A 19,022-nucleotide genomic window follows, 5' to 3' on the forward strand; every position below is an offset into this window, starting at 1 on the left:
TGGTAGCGTAAACGTTGAGGAAGAAGTCGCGGAAGTCTTTTTCCTCCTGTTCCTGGTCTACATAGATATACAAATTTTCGTCATCCAGCCAGCTGAATGTTTTCAGTGCCGTATACCCCTTTTTATCGGGATAGATCACAAGGCTATCCAGCATTTTTTCCCGATACGCCTTTTCAATTTCGGACTTTTTATAGACTAGAGGGTCACCGCAACCGGACAAGTCCGGCACAGTTGGAAGGATGACCACAGTTGGGTCCTCCTCCTTCCATCCCACGATCAGACTGGCGATGGTGCTTTTGCTGCCGTGGACCAGACCATAATTGAACCGGCGTACATCCTCCGTGTAGCAGGCCAGCAGCTTATACTGTGCCCCGTTTTCCACTACCTGGTCAAAAAGAGCACGCATCTTTTTCTTGTTGTTCTCACTTTTCTCCTGATCAACTTCAGGCCCTTTGAATAGCTTGCCAAACAGTCCCATGAGAAAACCTCTTTCTATTCTTCAATTTATAAATACTTTTCTATAAAAAGGTATTTATAAATGCAGTATAATAACAGAAGGTCTATTTGTCAAGACAAAGCCCAGCGACTCTGCCGGGCCCGGAGTCGAGTTATGCGTTTCGATAAATTCCCTCTAAGTAGTCAATGATCAGCCGAATCTGGAGGGACACCGTTTCCTCATCGACACCAGGATGGAAGGGAAAGGAGGAGTATAGATGGGAATGATAGCTGAGTAAGAGCGTATTGACCATGTTCTGGATCAGATGACACTGACCAGCGGTGACTGGGATGTTCCAAAGTTCCAAAAGCGCCTGATAAAATTGAGTAAGTCCCATTTCGAAATCCTGCAATTCATGCTGGGACATATGGCGGCACAGATGGGGGAGATCATCTAACTCCAATACAAATACGCCATGCCGGTCGCCGTGGAAGAACAGGTCAAACACAGTCTCCAGACTGCCTCTCCAAGAGGCGCTCTCCTGTGCCACCTTCCGGGCCCGCTCCAGCATCTTGGTCCGCTGACGAAGAAGCACTTGAATTGCTAGAGCCTCTTTAGAGGGAAAGAAGGTATAGAAAAACGCTTTGGATATCCCGACTGCCTCATAGATCTCTTTTAGAGAGGCCTCACGATATCCCTTTTGGGAAAAAGAACGCTGCCCCAAATCCAGCAACCGCTCCCGAATGTCCTCCCGATCCTGGACGGTATAAGTTTTTTTCGCCATGGTATCCCTCCTTTTTCCCCCTGGATAGAATCAAGTATATCAGAATATCCGGCGGGAGGGAATGGATATTTTTCACAGAAGGTCTTTTTCTGAAAAGAAAAATCGGGCAAACAGAAGTCATTGGGTTGACCTGGCTGGAGAGTTTCGGTACAATGTAGTCACTGTGTTATGGATAATCAGACAAATTTTAGGAGGCAGGAGCCATGGACGAGAGAGAAAGCTTTTCGTCCCGCTTGGGATTTATTTTGATTTCAGCCGGGTGCGCGATTGGACTAGGGAATGTATGGAGATTCCCCTACATTACAGGAAAGTATGGAGGTGCGGCCTTCGTCCTGATCTATTTGCTGTTTTTGATCATTCTTGGACTGCCCGTCATGGTGACGGAGCTGGCGGTCGGCCGGGCCAGCCAGAGGAGCATGGCCTTGTCCTTCCACGTTCTGGAGCCGGCCGGCTCCAAATGGCATTGGTACAGCTATCTCGGTTTTGCGGGAAACTATCTACTGATGATGTTCTACACGGTCATAGCTGGTTGGCTGCTCTACTACTTTGTCAAAATGCTACGGGGTGATTTTATGGGCCTGGATTCCGCCGGCGTGGCAGAGCAATTCAGCCAGATGCAGGCCCGCCCCGGCGTTATGGCCATATATATGGTGATCGTGGTATGTATCGGAATGCTGGTGTGTGCCCAGGGCCTGCGGAATGGAGTGGAGCGGGTAAACAAGGTCATGATGCTGTGCCTGCTGGCGCTTATGCTGGTGCTGGCGGTCAACTCCATCACTCTGGAGGGAGCGGGGGAGGGGCTGAAGTTTTATCTTCAGCCCAATTTTCGGAATTTGATGTATGACGCCCAAGGAAATTGGATTTTGGGTGAGGCGATTTTTGCCGCTATGGGGCAGGCATTCTTCACCCTGTCGCTTGGAATTGGCGCCATCGCCATTTTTGGGAGTTACATCGGCAAAGAGCACCGCTTGACCGGGGAGGCTCTGCGGATCGGCGTACTGGATACCTGCGTAGCTTTTGTAGCCGGGCTAATCATCTTCCCGGCCTGCTCCGCCTTTGGAGTCCCCACCGGAGAGGGGCCCTCTCTGGTTTTTGTTACCCTGCCCAATATTTTTGACCATATGCCAATGGGGCGGCTGTGGGGAGCTCTCTTTTTCCTATTCCTGTCCTTTGCGGCTTTGTCCACCATCATTGCTGTCTTTGAGAATATCATCTCCTTTTGTATGGACAAGGGATGGAGCCGGAAAAAAGCTGTGCTGGTCAATTTTATCTGGGTCTTGATCCTGTCCATGCCCTGTGTGCTGGGCTCTAACCTGTGGGCAGCTTTCCGGCCCCTTGGAATGGATATCTCTGGTATAGAGGACTTTTTAGTGTCCCAGAACATTCTGCCCCTAGGTTCGCTGCTCTACCTATTGTTCTGCGTCTCCAAACGGGGATGGGGCTGGGACGCCTTCCTTGCCGAGGCCAACGCCGGCAGCGGACTGCGTTTTCCGGCCGCTACTCGCTTCTATGTCACCTATGTCCTGCCGCTGATTGTGCTGTTCATTTTCGTGATGGGATATTGGAATACCTTTTGGAAGGGCTGAACCGGCTGTGTCAGCAGGGCGCGTTAAGCGCCCTGCTTTTTATTTTTCTTGACATATTTTTAGTATAGTAGTATATTAGCGTGGTAAAGAATTTGAGAAGGAAGCTTCTCACCAGACAGAGGGAGCGATACCATGAAGCTGACAGTCAATACGCCAGAGGGAACGAGGGACCGTCTTTTCTCGGAGTGCCAGGAGCGCCGCCAAGTCCAGAGCCGTCTGATCCGCTTGTTTCGGCAGCGAGGCTACTTAGAGGTTTCTACACCGGAAACAGAGTACTATGATCTATTTGCGCTGTCTGGCAGTGCGATTCCCCAGGAGCGGATGTTAAAAGTCGGGGATCCAAGTGGAAAAATTTGTGTGATGCGGCCAGACTCAACCACTCCAATCGCCCGTGTGGCTGCCACAAAGCTCCGCTCTATGGCGCTGCCCCAGAGGCTGTACTACGACCAGAAGGTTTACCGGGCCAACCCTGCCCACAACGGCAGCAGCCGGGAGATTCCCCAGTGTGGTGTTGAGCTTATTGGAGCCAAAGGGTTGAAAGCTGATCTGGAAATCATCGTTACCGCCATTGACTCCCTGCGGTCTTGTGGAGCGCCCCGCTTCCATGTGGAGTTGGGACACGCCGGCTTTTTCCGGGACCTGGCCGCCCGTCTGGACCTGGACGATGGCCAGGAGGAGGAGATACGCACCCTGGTAGAGGGAAAAAATTTTGCGGCACTGAACGCCTTTTTATCTCCTTATAGAGGTAACCCGGCTTGTGCCGCGCTGGAGCGGCTGTCCCGACTCTTCGGCGGGACAGAGGTCCTGGCCGAAGCGGAGAGGCTGGCGGGGAAAACAGAGGCGGTGGACTATCTCCATGCCCTCTATGACGAGCTGTCCGCCGCTGGATACGGACAGTATGTCCGTTTTGACCTTGGGATGGTCCACCAGATCGACTACTATACTGGTGTCGTTTTTCGGGGCTATGTAGAGGGGGCTGGTGACGCGGTCCTGTCAGGCGGCCGGTATGATGCGCTGGTAGAGATATTTGGCCGTGAGGCCCAGGCCACTGGCTTTGCGGTGGATGTGGATGCCGTAGCCCGTACCCTGCCGGAGACCGCGCTGCCCCAGCTTCGGGCGGTGGTCCATTATGAGCCCGGCTACCTATCCCAGGCATTGGAGGCTGTGGACGGGCGCCCCGCCGGCACCTGTGAGCTGTCCCCCTGCCGTACCTTGGAGTCCAGCAGAAATATGGCACGGGAGAAGGGGGCAGAGATGGTGCTAGTCTTTGATAAGGACGGAGAGAGGAGAGTGCTGGTATGAGCGAACGGCTGCGAATCGCAATTACAAAGGGGCGGCTTCTGGACCAGTCTGTGGAGTTGTTTGAACGGGTCGGGCTGGATTGCGGACCCATCCGGGACCCGGGCCGCCGGCTTATCCACTCGCTGCCTAACTATCCACTGGATGCCGTGCTGGCCAAGGCTCCAGACGTTATTACCTATGTGGAGCATGGGGTATGCGATCTGGGCATCGTGGGAAAGGATACCATTCTGGAGAAGGGCGGCAGCTTTTATGAGGTCCTGGACCTGGGCTTTGGACGGTGCCGCTTTGCTTTGGCAGTGAAGTCAGGCAGCGATTTTTATGGGACGTATAAGACCCGCCGGGTGGCCTCCAAATATCCTGAGGTGACACGGGCCTTTTTTGAGAAGAAAGGGATGGATGTAGATATCATCAAGATTGAGGGCAGTGTGGAGCTGGCCCCGCTCCTGGACCTAACTGACGCCATCGTGGACATCGTGGAGACCGGGGCTACCTTAAAGGCAAACGGCCTGGAGCCCATTGAGACAGTGGCTGATGTATCCGCCCGCCTTATCATCAACACGGCCAGTATGAAGCTCTATAAGGGTCAGATCAACGATTTGATTGCCAAATGTGAGACTGGATTGGAGAAAGAGCTATGATTACTATTATCGAAGCGGATGGACGGCGAGAGCGTGAGCAGTTGGAGGCCATGCGGGCCCGGGCTGCCCAAAAGAACAAAGCGATAGAACTGGCTGTCTCCTCCATTATGGAGAATGTAAAGGAAGAAGGCCTGCCGGCAGTAGAGCGATATACCAGGGAGTTTGACCACCGGATGCCCTATGAGGTACCTAATGAGAGGCTGGAACAGGCCTATCAGAGCTGCCCGCCGGAGTTGATATCTGCCCTGGAACATGCGGCGGACAATATCCGTGACTATAATCAGCGATTATTGACCAAAACAGTGGAGTGGACCTCTCCGGACGGTGGGACTGTTGGGAGGATCGTCCGGGGACTGACCAGGGTTGGAATCTATGTTCCCGGTGGAACAGCCGCCTACCCCAGCTCCGTACTGATGAACGCCATTCCCGCCAAGGTGGCTGGTGTGGAGGAGATCATTATGGTGACTCCTCCTACAGATAATCTGAATGACGGCGTTCTGGCTGCTGCCAAGATCGCCGGAGTGGACCGGGTTATCGCTGTGGGTGGGGCCCAGGCTGTGGCCGCTTTGACCTATGGAGCCGGCTTTATTCCCAAGGTGGATAAACTGGTGGGCCCTGGCAATGCCTTTGTCGCCGCGGCAAAGCGGATGGCCTATGGTACGCTGGATATCGATATGGTGGCCGGCCCCTCTGAGGTGTTGATTATTGCTGACGGTTCAGCCGATGGGAAATATGTGGCGGCGGACTTGCTAAGTCAGGCGGAACATGATAAACTAGCATCCGCGGTACTGTTGACGGACAGCATGGAGTTAGCTCGAAGCGTGGACCGAGAGATCATCCGCCAGACCGGCTATCTGGAGCGGTCTGAGATCATGGAGGCGTCTCTGCGGGATTTCGGCTGCGCCATCGTCTGCCCGAATCTGGACTGGTGTGTGGAGCTGGCCAATGAAATCGCGCCGGAGCACCTGGAGATCATGACCTGCCAGCCACGGGAGCTGCTGCCCCACGTCAAAAACGCTGGAGCCGTATTCCTGGGGGCCTACAGTCCGGAGCCCCTGGGTGATTATCTGGCGGGACCTGACCATGTGCTTCCTACCAGTGGGACGGCCAGGTTCTTCTCCCCACTGAGCGTTGACAGCTTTTTGAAAACAATGAGTGTTATTCAGTTTGACCGGTCCAGTCTGGCACCTATTTCTTCTGAGATCATGACGTTGGCCCAGACAGAAAAGCTTACCGCCCATGCCAACTCGATCCGTGTGAGGTTTGAGGAAGGGGAGCCTGAGATCAGGCGGGGGTAAAACCGCAGTGGATAGACATCCGCTACTACACTTAATCTTCTTGACTAAAAAACTGCCGGGACAAAGTCCCGAGAAGCCAATCAGAATAGAACATAGAGGGAGGGGTCGTGCTGTGCGGACGGCTGAAATTTCCCGTGTGACAAAGGAGACAAATATACAGGTCAAGTTGACCTTAGAAGGCGGAAAAATTGAAATAAAAACAAGAATCGGCTTTTTTGATCATATGCTCACCGCCCTGGCCTTCTATGCCGGCTGGGGTTTGGAACTGGAGGTAGAGGGCGACCTTCATGTGGATGGACACCACACGGTAGAGGACACGGGGATCGTCTTGGGCCAGGCACTGAAGCAGGCGCTTGGGGAAAAAACGGGCATCCGGCGTTTTGGCGCTGCCTTTGTTCCCATGGATGAAGCCCTGTGCTTTACCGCCCTGGATTTTTCTAACCGGCCCTTCCTGGTTTTTGACGCGGAGATGCCCCAGGGGATGATCGGTGGCTACGACTCCTGTTTGACGGTCGAGTTTATGCGTGCCTTAGCGATGAACGGTGGGCTGACACTGCACCAGAAGTGCCATTACGGGTCCAATGCCCACCATATCACAGAAGGGCTGTTCAAGTCCTTGGGACTGGCCGTCAAAGAGGCCATCAGAGTGGAAGGGGATCAGGTGGTGTCCACTAAGGGGCTGCTGTAAGCCGGGAGAGAGACTAGTTATGAGCTATATCGCTGTTGTAGATTATGGTGTAGGCAACCTGAAAAGCGTATCCAACGCCTTTGCCTATCTGGGAATAGAAACGAAAATTACCGGAGACCCGGACGAGTTGGAGCTGGCTCAGGCCATCGTCCTGCCTGGAGTGGGTGCCTTTCCGGATGCGGCAGACAAACTAAGGGCCACAGGCTTGGATCAGTCTGTGGTGAAACAGGGCCGTAAAAAGCCTGTGCTGGGGATCTGCCTTGGAATGCAGCTGCTGTTGGACAGGGGAGAGGAGGTCAGACCCTGCCCAGGTCTGGGTGTCATAAAAGGAGTCTGTGCCAGGATCCCCACGGAAGAAAAACTGCCCCATATCGGCTGGAACAGCCTGACATTTCCTAATCGATCCCCGTTGTTTGAAGGGGTAGATGAGGGCAGCTATGTATATTTTGTCCATTCCTTCTCCGCACAGCACACAGATCCAGACCAGGTTAGTGCTGTGTCCCAATATGGGGTCCCTGTGATTGCCGCCGTCCAAAACGGGAACTTTTTTGGCTGTCAGTTCCACCCGGAAAAGAGCGGAGAGACCGGGCTGGCTATCTTACAAAATTTTGCGGGTTTAACCCGCTGAACCTATTGAATTTCCAGGGGGTAATTTCCCATGTCCCGTCCTTACAGTGGTAAACGCATTTATCAGGAGCGCCGGTCTAGCCGAACAGGGTCCGGCTCTGGGCAGACTTTGGGGCGAGTGATGTTCTTTCCCCTCCAGATCCTCTATTTGGAGCTGGTGCTTCATATTTATATGGGCAATTATTTAGGGTACTTGCCTATTTATCTGGTGTTCAGCCTGGCGGGAGGCCTTTTTGTGGCCGCATTTACCCTGCCGTTCTCTCGGCTGGCCAACTGTATTATCACCAAAGTGCTGGCGTTCCTGTTTTCTCTGATTTATGTGGTGGAGATTATCGCAAAAAAGATTTTGACCACTTATTATGGGTTCAGCGCTGTGAAAATGGCGGCGGGAAATCGGCTCATTGACTACGCCGACGTGATCGTATCTACCCTAGTGCGCTCCATTCCCATCATTTTGCTGCTTTTCCTTCCGGCGATTTTGATCATCGCCTTTGGGGGGCGCCTACTGGGCTTTGGACGATTTGATATCCGTTTTTCCGGGGTAGTGTTGGCCGGGGCGGTAATTTTTCATCTGCTTGGCCTGGGTATGGTCCATCTGCCCTGGAAGGGGGATTTGACTCCGAAGCAGCTGTACCGCATGGACACCAATATGGATGACCAGGTAGAGCAGCTCGGTATGTGGACATCGCTGAGACTGGATGTGAAGCACCTCTTTTTCCCGGCGGACAACACATTAGATGCGGACTTTAGTGGTCTGGGCGACTTGGGAGGCAGTTCCTCCTCGGAAGAGGGCGGCTCCTCCCAGAATCTAGAGGACCCGGAGCCGGTCATCGACACATCACCCAACGTGATGGATGTGGACCTGTCCCAAATTGCGGAAACGGCTACGAATCAGGACATCCAGTGGTTAGCCAACTATTTCAACAGCGTGACTCCCACCAGAAAGAATGAATATACCGGGATGTTCGAGGGCTATAACGTGATTTTCCTGACACTGGAAGGTTTCTCTGGCTACGCTATTGACCCGGAGCTGACCCCTACACTCTATAAGCTGACCCACGAGGGCTTTGTATTCAACAACTTCTATACCGCCCTCCATTTTACCAGCACCTCCGGCGGCGAGTGTCAGAACTTGCTAGGACTATACCCGAAAAACGGGAATCCGGCCACCCTGCCCCGGACCGGGGACCTGGGGACCAACCTGTACTTCTCCCTGGCCCAGCAGTTGGGACGGGAGGGATACCTGGTCCAGGGCTATCACCCCAACTCCAATATGTATAACCGGGAGAAGTCTCATCCTAACCTGGGCTACGATTGGCGACAGTTCGGCATGGGCTTTGACAATTTGGAGCTGTCCGAAAGCGGCAAGCTGCTGTGGCCCCAGCGGGACAAGTATATGATCCAAGCCAGCATCGACAACTATCTCAATAGCGAGGCGCCCTTCCATGTGTACTATCTGACCATCAGCGGCCACATGCCATACTCCAACAACCGTGTGGCCAATCAGTACAGAGATCTTGTGGACCCGTTGCCTTACAGCGATACCACCAAGAACTATGTGGCCACCGTGATTGAAGTGGATCGGGCTTTGGAGTATCTCATCCAGCGGCTGGAGGAGGCGGGCAAGCTGGACTCTACCTTGATTGTTGCTGCCCCCGACCATATCCCTTACTTCGATGTAGCGACACTGGAGGAGCTGGCGGGTGAATCCTTTGGAAGCTCAGAGGACCTGGAGTATCTGAAGGAGGGCAACATCAATTTTGACGTATACAGAAATTCCCTGATCCTGTGGTCGGCCAGCATGGAGGAGCCTGTAGAGGTAGATAAGGTGTGCTGCCAGGTGGATATCCTGCCTACGGTGTCCAATCTTCTGGGGCTGGAGTACGACTCACGGATGCTGGACGGAAGCGATATTCTGTCAGACAACGAGGGATTGGTGGTCTTTTCCTCCAAGTGCTGGAGGTCAGATCGGGGGTTCTATGACCGCTATACCAGTACCTTTACCCCGGCTGCGGGAGTCTCCATGACCGCAGAGGAACAGGAGGACTATGTGTCCGCCATGAAGAAGCTAGTACAATATAAGCTGGACAGCACAGCGTTGGTCATAGAGAATGATTTTTACGGCTATGTGTTTGGGAATGGCTAAATAAGCTGGGGCGGGACGAGTGGCCCCGTCCCGCTTTTATCTGAATCAAAGGAGGAGCGGTCCTATGCAGATACTTCCCGCCATCGATTTGAAAGACAGAAAGGTTGTCCGACTCTACAAGGGGGATTTTGATACAGTCCACCAGGTGGCAAGAGATCCGGTGGAGACGGCACGGGCCTTTTTGCGCGCTGGAACTCGCTGGGTCCATATTGTGGATTTGGATGGAGCCAGAGATGGAACCAGAAAAAATGGAGAGATCGTCCAAGCGGTGTCAGATGTGGGGCTTCATGTCGAACTGGGCGGGGGAATCCGCTCTATGTCGGATCTGGAGGAGGTCTTTGACCTGGGCGTATCTCGGGCCGTCATCGGTTCCGCCGCTGTCACCCATCCCCAACTGGTATCCGACGCTGTGAAACGATGGGGAGATAAGATCGCGGTGGGCGTCGATACCAAAGACGGACGGGTCAAGACCGCCGGCTGGGTAGAGGACTCTGGCCTGGATTACCTGGAATTTGCGCGGTCCATGGAGAAGCTCGGTGTAAGGACGATCATCTTTACAGATATTGAGACAGATGGGACTCTGTCCGGCCCCAACTTTGGAAGACTGGAGGAGCTGCAGAGGACCGTCGGTTGCCATATCTTGGCCTCCGGCGGCGTATCGAATAACGGAGATATCCGTGTACTAGCCGCCATGGGACTGTACGGCGCTATCATTGGCAAGGCGTACTACGCCGGAACGATTGATCTGGCGCGGGCGGTGGCGGACGGAGGCACACAGGAATGAAGATCGCGGTCCTGGGATACAGCGGGGCCGGAAAGTCCACGTTATCCCGGGAGTTGGGGAAGCGGTACGGCTGTCCTGTCCTTCATCTGGACCAGGTGCAGTTTGAGGCTGGATGGATAGAACGGGACAGGGGAGAAGCCCTGTCCCAGGTGGAACAGTTTATGTCCCAAGAGAGCTGGGTTATAGATGGAAATTATAGTGCCTTTCTCCAAGAACGAAGACTGGAAGAGGCGGACTGTGTTATAATCCTACTTTTGAACCGCTTTTCCTGTCTGGTAAGGGCGGTCAAAAGATATGTTATCTACCACGGCCGCACTCGGGAGGATATGGCGGAAGGTTGCCTGGAAAAGTTGGACCCGGAATTCCTTGCCTGGCTGCTGTGGAAGGGGCGGAACCGAGCTTTTTATAGAGCGGTTGCCTTGCGGTATCCCCACAAGACGGTGGTTCTGAACGACCAGAGGGCCATCAATCGATTTTTGGAGGGACTGTCATGTTAGCCAAACGAATCATTCCCTGCCTCGATGTCCGTGCCGGACGGGTGGTGAAGGGAGTCAACTTTGTCAACATCCGGGATGCGGGCGATCCGGTGGCGCTGGCCAAATTTTACTCGAATCAGGGGGCGGACGAGATCGTCTTTTTGGACATCACTGCCACCAGCGACAAAAGGGATACGGTGGCTGATGTGGTGGAGCGCACAGCCAGCCAGGTCTTTGTTCCGCTGACCGTTGGCGGCGGGATCCGCACGCTGGAGGATTTCCAGCGTCTGCTCCGGGCGGGAGCGGATAAGATATCTGTGAATTCGGCTGCGGTTCAGGACCCGACTCTGATTTCCAGAGCCGCGGAACGCTTTGGCTCCCAATGTGTCGTTTTGGCCATCGATGCCCGCAAGCGGACCGACGGCACCTTTGAGGTGGTCACCGCCGGAGGCCGGACTCCGACTGGCCTGGACGCTGTGGAGTGGGCTCAACAGGGGGAAGCTCTGGGCGCGGGGGAGATCCTCCTTACATCCATGGATGCGGACGGCACCAAGGCCGGCTTTGACCTGGAAATGACCCGTGCGGTCACTCAGGCGGTATCGATCCCGGTGATCGCCTCCGGCGGCTGCGGCACTCTGGAGCATTTTGCTCAGGTTTTCCAGGAAACAGGCTGCGATGCAGCCCTGGCGGCTTCCCTGTTTCATTTTGGCGAGCTGACGGTGCCCCAGGTCAAGGATTTTCTCCGGGGCAAGAATATCCCGGTGAGGTGATGGATATGTTTGATTTAGACCTCCTTTTTCAAAAGTCAGAGCTGATTCCGGTGATTATTCAGCATGTGGACACCAAGGATGTCCTGATGCTGGGTTTCACGAATAGAAAAGCGGTGGAGCTGACATTGGAAACGGGGACGGCTTGGTTCTGGAGCCGAAGTCGGCAGGAGCTCTGGAACAAGGGGAGCACTTCCGGCAACTTTCTCCATGTGAAGCGCATTATGACAGACTGTGACACCGATACCCTGCTCTACCTCTGCATTCCAGATGGACCTACCTGCCACACCGGAGCACACAGTTGCTTTTTCCGGGAAATCGAGATATAATAAAAACACAGTGTATCCTTTTTCAATGAGGGAAAACTGTCCTAGGATGGGAGCGATAAGGATGAATGATACTTTGGCCCAGCTATACCGGGTGATAGAGAGCCGGAGAGCGCAACCGCAAGAGGGTTCTTACACCTGCTATTTGTTAGAAAAGGGCCTGGATAAGATATTGAAAAAAGTAGGGGAGGAGTGTTCGGAAACCATTATTGCCGCCAAGAACGGCAGGCAGGAGGAAACGGTGGGGGAGATATCCGATCTTCTCTATCATCTGACTGTTATGATGGTCCAACAGGATATCCCGTTGGAGGCGGTCATGGAGGAGCTGGATTGCCGCAGCACCAAGATCGGCAACTTAAAACAATTCCATGTCAGCGATCATGAGACCTGAAAGGAGTGTTTCCATTGAGTTTTGATCCCAATGAATTTGACCGCAGCTACGCAAGCGGTTATGTTGAGCCCCTTGGTCAGTATACAGCCAAGACCTTCCTGTGGGTGATGCTGGGCCTATTAATCACCTTTGGTACGGCGCTGGCCTGCCGGATGTCCTATTTCACCATCTATGCTTTGGTTTCTGTCCCCTATCTCCATCTGCTGGCTCTGGTGGCTACAATGATTTTATCTTTTACCATGGCTCGAAGGATCGAGCGGATGCGGGTCAGCACGGCTGTTCTGATATTCGTTCTGTTCTCCGTCCTGTTTGGTTTTACACTGTCCATCTACCTGTTTGTCTATGAGATAGAGTCAGTCATTTGGAGTTTCCTGCTCACGGGGCTTTATTTTGGCGCCCTGTCTGCCTACGGCTTTTTGACACGCAGGGACATGTCCAATTTGCGGCCGTTTCTGTTTTTTGGGCTGCTTTTCCTCATCGCCTTTGGCCTTTTATCCATGTTTATCCCCGGACTGGTAATGTTCGACCGGGTGGCCTGCCTGTTCGGCATCGCGGTGTTCCTGGCCTATACCGCCTATGACACGCAGAAGATCAAGGCTTTCTATCAATATTATGCCAGCTATCCCGACATGCTGGCCAAGGCGTCTATCTTCTCCGCTTTGCAGCTTTATCTGGATTTCCTGAACCTGTTTTTATATCTCCTTCGTTTCCTGGGAAATCGCAGACGGTAAAAAAAGCTCCCCGGTGCTAAATTAGCACTGGGGAGCTTTTTGTCTCAATTTATCGATAGGAGAGCAGAATGTCTACGTCCTTCCGCTTTGGAGCAGTCAGCTCGGCCCCTCCTGGCCAGCCGACCGCGATGAGGGCCATCAGCTCTTGCTCCTCTGGCACCTCTAGATAGGCTTGAAGCCTCTTCCGGTCAAAGATTCCCATGATGACGGTACCTAGCCCTAATTCATGAGCGGCCAAGCAGAAGGTCTGGGCTGCGATACCGCAGTCGTAATACTGCCAACCGGCCTCTCGGTCTGTGGTAAAGCTGCCGTCCCGCTCATAGCCGCTGCGTGCCTTCACGAAGGTTTGGGCCACAAGCAGGGGACAAGCACGGATGATGGTGGGGTTGTTAGCCCCTGGCAGACAGTACTCCGAAGCGATGGTTTCCCGTGTGGCCGGATCCTCGATGGCGATATAGCGGCTGATCTGAGTGTTTTTCCAGCTTGGGGCATAGGAGGCCAGAGAAACGACTTTCTCCAGCAGCTCGCGGCTGACCGGCCGGTCAGCAAACTGGCGCACGCTGCGCCGGGTCAAAATACACTGTTGGGCGTCCATATCGACACGCTCCTTTTCTCATAAGCTGTATTCATGGTATCTCGCCCGAAAGGGATTGTCAAGCCTGGGGCTCATAGGACCCGGTATTCGCCGCCCGTGCGCCTGAAGGTATGCTGCCGGAGTAGGAGGAGGCAGTCTGATTACAGAAGGGCTCCTGCGCTAAATCCTCACGGGCCGGCTGACTGACTTCCCCACCGTCCTGTGGCTCGGTAGGTTCGATGGCCATTGGTTCCTCCGAAGTGGGGCAGCCTGCCGGATCTCCGTCTCGTAGGCTGCCTGGAAGGTCGCTGGGAAGGACCTGATAGGACACGGACACATCCTCGTCTGTAGCAGCAAAACCGCCCAGAGAGACCTGGATAGCGTCCCCCTCCGGGTCCAGCCGGGCCAGAATGGCCAGCAGATGGGGATCTTCCTCTGTGATGGTCAGGTCGATGCGGTTGTCAATCTCATTGATCCACCAGCCAGACATGACAGCCTTGCACACTGGGTCGGTACGGACAAGCTCGTTGAGCTGGTCTATCAGCCCGCTGAGGCAGGTGTAAGAATATTTTCCAGGGACAAAGACGGCGTTTCCGAAGTCCAGGTCAGGGAGCGGCAGACCCTCTACCTGCACGATGACGTACCGGCCAGTGTCATTGTCATAATAGTATCCACCGAACCAAGGCTGACTCTGCCAGGCAGATACCCCGGCTAGAGGAGGCGGCGCGGCCGCGTCTTTGGATTCCATGGGGTCGGTTTCTCCTCTGCCCTGGGCATAGGCGTCAGGGTCGGGGGCCAGAGCCTCAGGGGATAGGCCGTCCTCCAACACCGCAAGCTGAACCAGCCGGGCGAGAAGTTCCTCCGTCTGCTCCGGGGATGGAGTGTTTACCGCGTAAAAAACGCTGTAACCGTCCCTAGTGGTAAAGGACACCTCTCCATAGTTTGTGCCGTCCAGATCGGTGAATCGGGCTGCCAAGACCTCGATACCCTCGATGACTGTGAGGGCATCCCCCGGATAGCCCTCCGGGCGGCCAATGGCATCAGGAGAGACCTTGGTGCCTAGACCTCCTACCATTAGGGTCAGCTTACCCCAGTCGCAGTCGGCATAGAAGTGACCATAAAACAGCGTGTCCAAGGGGTCGCCGTGCCCCGGTCCGAAGGCTAACATACCGGAGAGCTGGTCAAACCCCTCCCACCCCAATACCTGGGGAATAAAGCCGCCCAGCAGGGTCTCCAAGTCGGACTGAGTAACCTCTCGGTTTACCCCCTCTCCAGCGGCGTAGCTGTGCGCGCTGGCTTGGGATGGTGCCTGGGTATCCCAGATGTTAAGCCGGGGCAGCTCCGTCCCGATTTCGCCATAGGCATCCTCGTTGGCTATCTCATAGGTGCCATATCCGCCCTGACCACCATCCAACACAGGATGAAGTGTGGGGGAGAGTGTGTGATAAATGGGATACGCGGCGATCAATAAAGCGGCGCAGGCAGCCAGCGCCCCATACTTCCAGGGGATGGGCTGCCGTCCGGCGGGAGCGGATTGGACAAGCCGCTCTTTCAGTTGGTCCACTGCCTGTTGGCTGGGTATCAGTTTTCTCTGCATGGAGCAAAACAGATCCTTACTCATCGAAATAATCTCCTTTCAGAGTCTGGCGCAGCCTCTCCCGACCACGGGACAACCGCATTCGGACCGCACCAGGACGGATAGACAGAGCGCGGGCGATTTCCTGTGTGGTCAGCCCCTGAAAATAAAAGAGGTAGATGGGGACACGGAGGGACTCCTCCAGCTCCATCACAGCCTGCCACACGGAGTTTTCTTCCGCGGACTGGAAGGGAAGAGGCCTGTCTTCCCACTGGGAAAGAGGGACCGTCCTTTTCCTCCAACTGGAGGAGGTGACCCGCCGGCAGAAATTTATCGTGGTCCGAAGCAGCCATGCCTTTTGATGTTCCTCATCTCGAAAAGCTTTGTTTGATTGGAAGTAAGCGAGAAAGACCTCCTGAAATACATCCTCTGCGTCTGCTCGGCTGCCGGTCCTAGCCAGAGCCAGACCGTATACCGTATTTTGATAGCGGACCAGGATATCCTCCACTTGGCCGCCCGTGCGCAGTGGTTTAGCGTCCATCGGCAAAACCTCCTTTCTACCATAACTCAACTCTGGAAGGCCAAATGTCACCGCCTTAAGAAATATTTTTAGACGGATAGATCGCAAGCCCCTGAAGTCCTGTGACGACCACCTATAAAAACAAAGTTTATTTCCAACTTCCAATTCTAACAAAAGTATGTTATCATTACAATGTATTGATATGGACACGGAGGGAATTATGGTCGTCTTAGGCATCGACCCTGGGGTCGCTACCATTGGCTTTGGCCTCATTCGGGCTGATCGGGGCAGGAACGCTCTGCTCCAATATGGTGTCATCACCACACCGCCGGGGCTCCCTCTGTCCCGCCGCCTTTGTCAGATATCTGACGATATGGAGGAGCTGATCCACACCTTTCATCCGGACGAGATGGCCGTGGAGGAACTGTTTTTTACCAAAAATATTACCACTGGCATTGCCGTAGCCCATGGACGGGGAGTTATTTTGCTGGCCGCGGAGAAGCTGGGCGTGCCCGTCTTTGAGTACACCCCTATGCAGGTGAAACAAGCTGTCGCTGGCTACGGAGGGGCGGACAAGCGGCAGGTCATGCTCATGACCCAGCGGCTTCTCAACATGAAGGAGATCCCCCGGCCTGACGATGCCGCCGACGCCCTGGCCATCGCCATCTGCCACAGCCGGGCGGCCACATCTCTGCTGAACACTGAGCGGGTCTTTGACCCCAAAAAGTACGATACGAGGTAATGGGATGAGGATGATCGTCAAAAAGCCCGCTTCAGAACCGGAGTACAGCCTCCATGACGCCCATATTATGGAACTGCAGGCGGAGAAGGATACCCTGCGTCTGGTGACCCAGTACGGCTATGTGTGCACCGCCGCCCCCTATGGACAGGTGGATGGGGATGTGGAGCTCACCGGGGTGGACTGGGACTCCTCTTACATCTACATAATAGAGTACCAGGACGTCCTGTGCGGCAACTGTGGAGCTTTTACTGGCAAAAAAATGACCCTGGAGACCTTCCTGCTGGAGCATTCCGACGGTACTCTGGACATTATGGACGAGAGCTATGGCTTTCGGCTGACCATGTTGAGCGGTTTTCTGAATCTGCAGGACCACATATTAGAATTTAAACTGGAGATCTACTATACCGGGGAAATACGGTATTTGCTAAAAGAATAAACACCGCCCAAAAGGCGGTATGCGGAGGAACTTATGTTTTACTATCTCAGCGGCACGGTGGCCCATATTGAGCCCTACCTGGCCGTGATTGATTGCGGCGGGGTAGGGTTTGCCTGCCGTACCACCAGCTACACCTTGTCAGCGCTGAAAAAAGGAGACAAGGGAAAACTTTTTACATACCTGAATGTCCGTGAGGACGCCATGGAGCTCTACGGCTTCGCCACCCAGGAGGAGCTGAACTTGTTTCAGCATCTTATCTCTGTGTCCGGCGTGGGACCCAAGGCGGCGCTGTCTATTCTGTCTGCCAGTACACCGGCCAATTTGGCGCTGTCCATCATTACTGGGGACGAAAAGGCTCTTACCTGCGCCCAAGGAATCGGCAAAAAAATTGCCCAGAGGGTGATTTTGGAATTAAAAGATAAACTGGCCAAAGGACAGACCATCTCTGCCAAGGGAGAGGCCTATGGCGGAACTGGCATCACCGTCATCCCGGAGAATAAGCTGTCAGAGGCGTCCGCCGCTTTGGCGGTACTGGGCTATTCCCAGGGAGAGATCAATCTGGCTTTGAAGGGAATCGATTTGGACAGCCTGGCGCTGGAGGAGATTATCAAGCAGGCCCTGAAAAAGATGATGAAGGGATGAGCGCCGGACTTGAGTTCCGAGGTAGTGAAGGCCCGATATGACGCAAGGCACCTTGTGCCATTTTATGGGCGGACTGATTTCAAAAAAGAGATTGAGGTGAAACGCTATGGCCAAGTATGAAGTAAGGCTTCATGGGGACTTTGACGACACCTTGCGGTATATCCATGAGGGCATTTTGAACGCCAGCATGTCGGCAAGCTTTGAGGATGAGAGTTATTTCCAGTCCGCCGGAGTGCGCTGCTGTGTACGGGTGTACGAGCGGTACAGCTTCGGCGGTGGTAACCGAGTGTCCCTGGCCATGACTTTGGCAGGGGATGGGGATGAGCTGTTCCTGTCCGCCATCACCTCTGGCGGCAGCCAGGCCATGTTTTTTAAGCTCAACACCTGGGGGGAGGAGGCCTTTTTAGATACCCTCCGGGATCTGGCGGAAAAGCTCTAAAATAAAACAGGAAGTGAACCCATGGCAATCGATTTTTCCAACATAGAATTTGACCGTGAGGAGCCGGGTGAACCGCTGGTGACCACCTCTCTCACCAGGGAGGACGAGGGGGAGTATTCTCTTCGGCCCAGAACCCTCCGGGAGTATATCGGCCAGGAGAAGGCAAAGGGAAACCTGGAGGTGTTCATCCAGGCGGCCAAGATGCGCCATGAGCCCCTGGACCATGTGCTCCTCCACGGACCACCCGGATTAGGTAAGACTACCCTTAGCGGCATTATCGCCAACGAGATGGGGGTCAATGTGCGCATTACCTCTGGCCCCGCCATTGAAAAGGCTGGGGACCTGGCTGCCCTGCTCACCAACCTGAATGAGAACGACATACTCTTTGTGGATGAGATCCACCGCCTCAACCGCTCGGTGGAGGAGGTTCTGTACCCGGCCATGGAGGACTACGCCATCGACATCATCATCGGCAAGGGCCCATCGGCCAACTCTATCCGCTTGGACCTGCCCAAGTTTACCCTGATTGGGGCTACTACCAGGGCTGGCCAACTGTCTGCCCCATTGCGGGACCGGTTCGGTGTGACCTTAAGGCTTGAACTCTATACCCCGGCGGAACTGGCGTTGATCGTTACCCGATCCGCCGGCATCTTGGAGGTGCCCATTGAAGCCGACGGGGCCATGGAGATTGCGCGCCGTAGCCGTGGAACCCCCCGCATCGCCAACCGAATGCTACGCCGGGTACGGGACTTCGCCCAGGTGAGGGCTGGCGGTGTCATCACCAAGAAGGTGGCTGATGAAGCCCTCACCGCCCTGGAGATCGACTACCTGGGGCTGGATTCCATCGATCACCGGATGCTTCGCTCTATTATTGAAAACTATCGGGGGGGACCAGTGGGGTTAGATACTCTGGCCGCTACCATCAACGAGGAGGCTGTTACCCTAGAGGACGTTTATGAGCCCTATCTGATGCAGCTTGGCTTCCTCACCCGTACCCCAAGAGGGCGGTGCGTCACGGAAAAAGCCTATCGACATTTAGGACTGCCTGTCGCGGGAGCGGCAGCCGTGGACCAGCTGGATCAACTGACATTCTGACTTGACACATTTTGTATG

Annotated in this window: 23 protein-coding genes; 18 read left to right on the forward strand and 5 right to left on the reverse strand. The window is 54.5% G+C overall.

All coding sequences use genetic code 11. The annotated features are described in order from the left end of the window. Both OCV64_RS13300 and OCV64_RS13305 read right to left on the reverse strand, forming a co-directional pair. A partial coding sequence (locus OCV64_RS13300; protein ID WP_262670300.1) for a hypothetical protein occupies positions 1–478 on the reverse strand: 478 nt, incomplete at its 3' end. 130 nt (positions 479–608) lie between these two features. Further along, entirely contained in the window at positions 609–1,220 is a 612-nt protein-coding gene (locus OCV64_RS13305; RefSeq protein ID WP_262670301.1) for a TetR/AcrR family transcriptional regulator, read from the reverse strand. 203 nt (positions 1,221–1,423) lie between these two features. Between OCV64_RS13305 and OCV64_RS13310 the strand changes: the two genes are divergently transcribed. The 13 genes from OCV64_RS13310 to OCV64_RS13370 all read left to right on the forward strand — a co-directional run bounded on the left by OCV64_RS13310 (position 1,424) and on the right by OCV64_RS13370 (position 12,980). Beyond that, positions 1,424–2,806 carry a sodium-dependent transporter gene (locus OCV64_RS13310; RefSeq protein ID WP_262670302.1) on the forward strand — a complete coding sequence of 461 codons (1,383 nt, stop codon included), beginning with the start codon at positions 1,424–1,426 and terminating at the stop codon, positions 2,804–2,806. Positions 2,807–2,938: 132 nt separating this feature from the next. Continuing rightward, complete coding sequence (gene hisZ / locus OCV64_RS13315) at positions 2,939–4,108, forward strand: ATP phosphoribosyltransferase regulatory subunit (RefSeq protein WP_147571735.1); 1,170 nt, start codon at positions 2,939–2,941, stop codon at positions 4,106–4,108. After that, the gene (gene hisG, locus OCV64_RS13320; RefSeq protein ID WP_147571736.1) at positions 4,105–4,746 is read left to right on the forward strand and encodes an ATP phosphoribosyltransferase; all 642 of its coding nucleotides are present in this window, start codon (positions 4,105–4,107) and stop codon (positions 4,744–4,746) included. The genes hisZ and hisG overlap by 4 nt, the downstream gene beginning before the upstream one ends. Continuing rightward, positions 4,743–6,044: a histidinol dehydrogenase gene (hisD, locus tag OCV64_RS13325; protein WP_262670303.1), complete on the forward strand. Its 1,302-nt coding sequence runs from the start codon at positions 4,743–4,745 to the stop codon at positions 6,042–6,044. Before hisG ends, hisD begins: the two co-directional genes overlap by 4 nt. Before the next feature lie 112 nt (positions 6,045–6,156). Beyond that, complete coding sequence (gene hisB / locus OCV64_RS13330) at positions 6,157–6,732, forward strand: imidazoleglycerol-phosphate dehydratase HisB (protein WP_240287711.1); 576 nt, start codon at positions 6,157–6,159, stop codon at positions 6,730–6,732. A 19-nt stretch (positions 6,733–6,751) separates the two neighbouring features. Next, a complete protein-coding gene (gene hisH, locus OCV64_RS13335; RefSeq protein ID WP_147571739.1) occupies positions 6,752–7,360 on the forward strand; it encodes an imidazole glycerol phosphate synthase subunit HisH in 609 nt (202 codons plus the stop codon). Positions 7,361–7,594: 234 nt separating this feature from the next. After that, complete coding sequence (locus tag OCV64_RS13340) at positions 7,595–9,505, forward strand: LTA synthase family protein (RefSeq protein WP_240287707.1); 1,911 nt, start codon at positions 7,595–7,597, stop codon at positions 9,503–9,505. A 64-nt stretch (positions 9,506–9,569) separates the two neighbouring features. Beyond that, positions 9,570–10,289 carry a 1-(5-phosphoribosyl)-5-[(5-phosphoribosylamino)methylideneamino]imidazole-4-carboxamide isomerase gene (hisA, locus tag OCV64_RS13345; protein ID WP_262670304.1) on the forward strand — a complete coding sequence of 240 codons (720 nt, stop codon included), beginning with the start codon at positions 9,570–9,572 and terminating at the stop codon, positions 10,287–10,289. Then, positions 10,286–10,786, forward strand: a complete 501-nt coding sequence (locus OCV64_RS13350; protein WP_262670305.1) for a P-loop NTPase family protein — start codon at positions 10,286–10,288, stop codon at positions 10,784–10,786. The genes hisA and OCV64_RS13350 overlap by 4 nt, the downstream gene beginning before the upstream one ends. Continuing rightward, entirely contained in the window at positions 10,780–11,535 is a 756-nt protein-coding gene (hisF, locus tag OCV64_RS13355; protein ID WP_262670306.1) for an imidazole glycerol phosphate synthase subunit HisF, read from the forward strand. The genes OCV64_RS13350 and hisF overlap by 7 nt, the downstream gene beginning before the upstream one ends. Positions 11,536–11,540: 5 nt before the next feature. After that, entirely contained in the window at positions 11,541–11,861 is a 321-nt protein-coding gene (gene hisI / locus OCV64_RS13360) for a phosphoribosyl-AMP cyclohydrolase (RefSeq protein ID WP_147571744.1), read from the forward strand. 61 nt (positions 11,862–11,922) lie between these two features. After that, entirely contained in the window at positions 11,923–12,249 is a 327-nt protein-coding gene (hisE, locus tag OCV64_RS13365; RefSeq protein WP_262670307.1) for a phosphoribosyl-ATP diphosphatase, read from the forward strand. A 14-nt stretch (positions 12,250–12,263) separates the two neighbouring features. Next, on the forward strand, positions 12,264–12,980 hold the full coding sequence (locus OCV64_RS13370; protein ID WP_147571746.1) for a Bax inhibitor-1/YccA family protein: 717 nt from the start codon (positions 12,264–12,266) through the stop codon (positions 12,978–12,980). Positions 12,981–13,029: 49 nt separating this feature from the next. On the opposite strand, the gene OCV64_RS13375 is transcribed toward OCV64_RS13370, so the two are convergent. The 3 genes from OCV64_RS13375 to OCV64_RS13385 are packed head-to-tail and all read right to left on the reverse strand — an operon-like array spanning position 13,030 to position 15,671. Continuing rightward, positions 13,030–13,575, reverse strand: coding sequence for a nitroreductase family protein (locus OCV64_RS13375; RefSeq protein WP_262670308.1), 546 nt, complete (start codon positions 13,573–13,575; stop codon positions 13,030–13,032). Between the two features lie 58 nt (positions 13,576–13,633). Next, positions 13,634–15,175 (reverse strand): hypothetical protein, encoded by a 1,542-nt coding sequence (locus OCV64_RS13380; protein WP_262670309.1) that lies wholly within the window; start codon positions 15,173–15,175, stop codon positions 13,634–13,636. Then, complete coding sequence (locus OCV64_RS13385; protein WP_262670310.1) at positions 15,168–15,671, reverse strand: RNA polymerase sigma factor; 504 nt, start codon at positions 15,669–15,671, stop codon at positions 15,168–15,170. Before OCV64_RS13385 ends, OCV64_RS13380 begins: the two co-directional genes overlap by 8 nt. 199 nt (positions 15,672–15,870) lie before the next feature. Between OCV64_RS13385 and ruvC the strand changes: the two genes are divergently transcribed. The 5 genes from ruvC (at position 15,871) to ruvB (ending at position 19,004) form a co-directional block, all read left to right on the forward strand. Then, a complete protein-coding gene (gene ruvC / locus OCV64_RS13390; RefSeq protein WP_147572012.1) occupies positions 15,871–16,392 on the forward strand; it encodes a crossover junction endodeoxyribonuclease RuvC in 522 nt (173 codons plus the stop codon). Positions 16,393–16,396: 4 nt separating this feature from the next. Continuing rightward, positions 16,397–16,828 carry a hypothetical protein gene (locus OCV64_RS13395; RefSeq protein WP_147571752.1) on the forward strand — a complete coding sequence of 144 codons (432 nt, stop codon included), beginning with the start codon at positions 16,397–16,399 and terminating at the stop codon, positions 16,826–16,828. A gap of 33 nt (positions 16,829–16,861) precedes the next feature. Beyond that, positions 16,862–17,470, forward strand: a complete 609-nt coding sequence (gene ruvA, locus OCV64_RS13400; RefSeq protein ID WP_240287700.1) for a Holliday junction branch migration protein RuvA — start codon at positions 16,862–16,864, stop codon at positions 17,468–17,470. Between the two features lie 106 nt (positions 17,471–17,576). After that, the gene (locus OCV64_RS13405; RefSeq protein WP_186852549.1) at positions 17,577–17,909 is read left to right on the forward strand and encodes a DUF6054 family protein; all 333 of its coding nucleotides are present in this window, start codon (positions 17,577–17,579) and stop codon (positions 17,907–17,909) included. A 21-nt stretch (positions 17,910–17,930) separates the two neighbouring features. Next, positions 17,931–19,004, forward strand: coding sequence for a Holliday junction branch migration DNA helicase RuvB (gene ruvB / locus OCV64_RS13410; RefSeq protein WP_240287698.1), 1,074 nt, complete (start codon positions 17,931–17,933; stop codon positions 19,002–19,004). The last annotated feature ends 18 nt before the right edge of the window (positions 19,005–19,022 follow it).

This window comes from Muriventricola aceti, assembly GCF_025567565.1.
GTDB lineage: Bacteria > Bacillota > Clostridia > Oscillospirales > Oscillospiraceae > Lawsonibacter > Lawsonibacter aceti.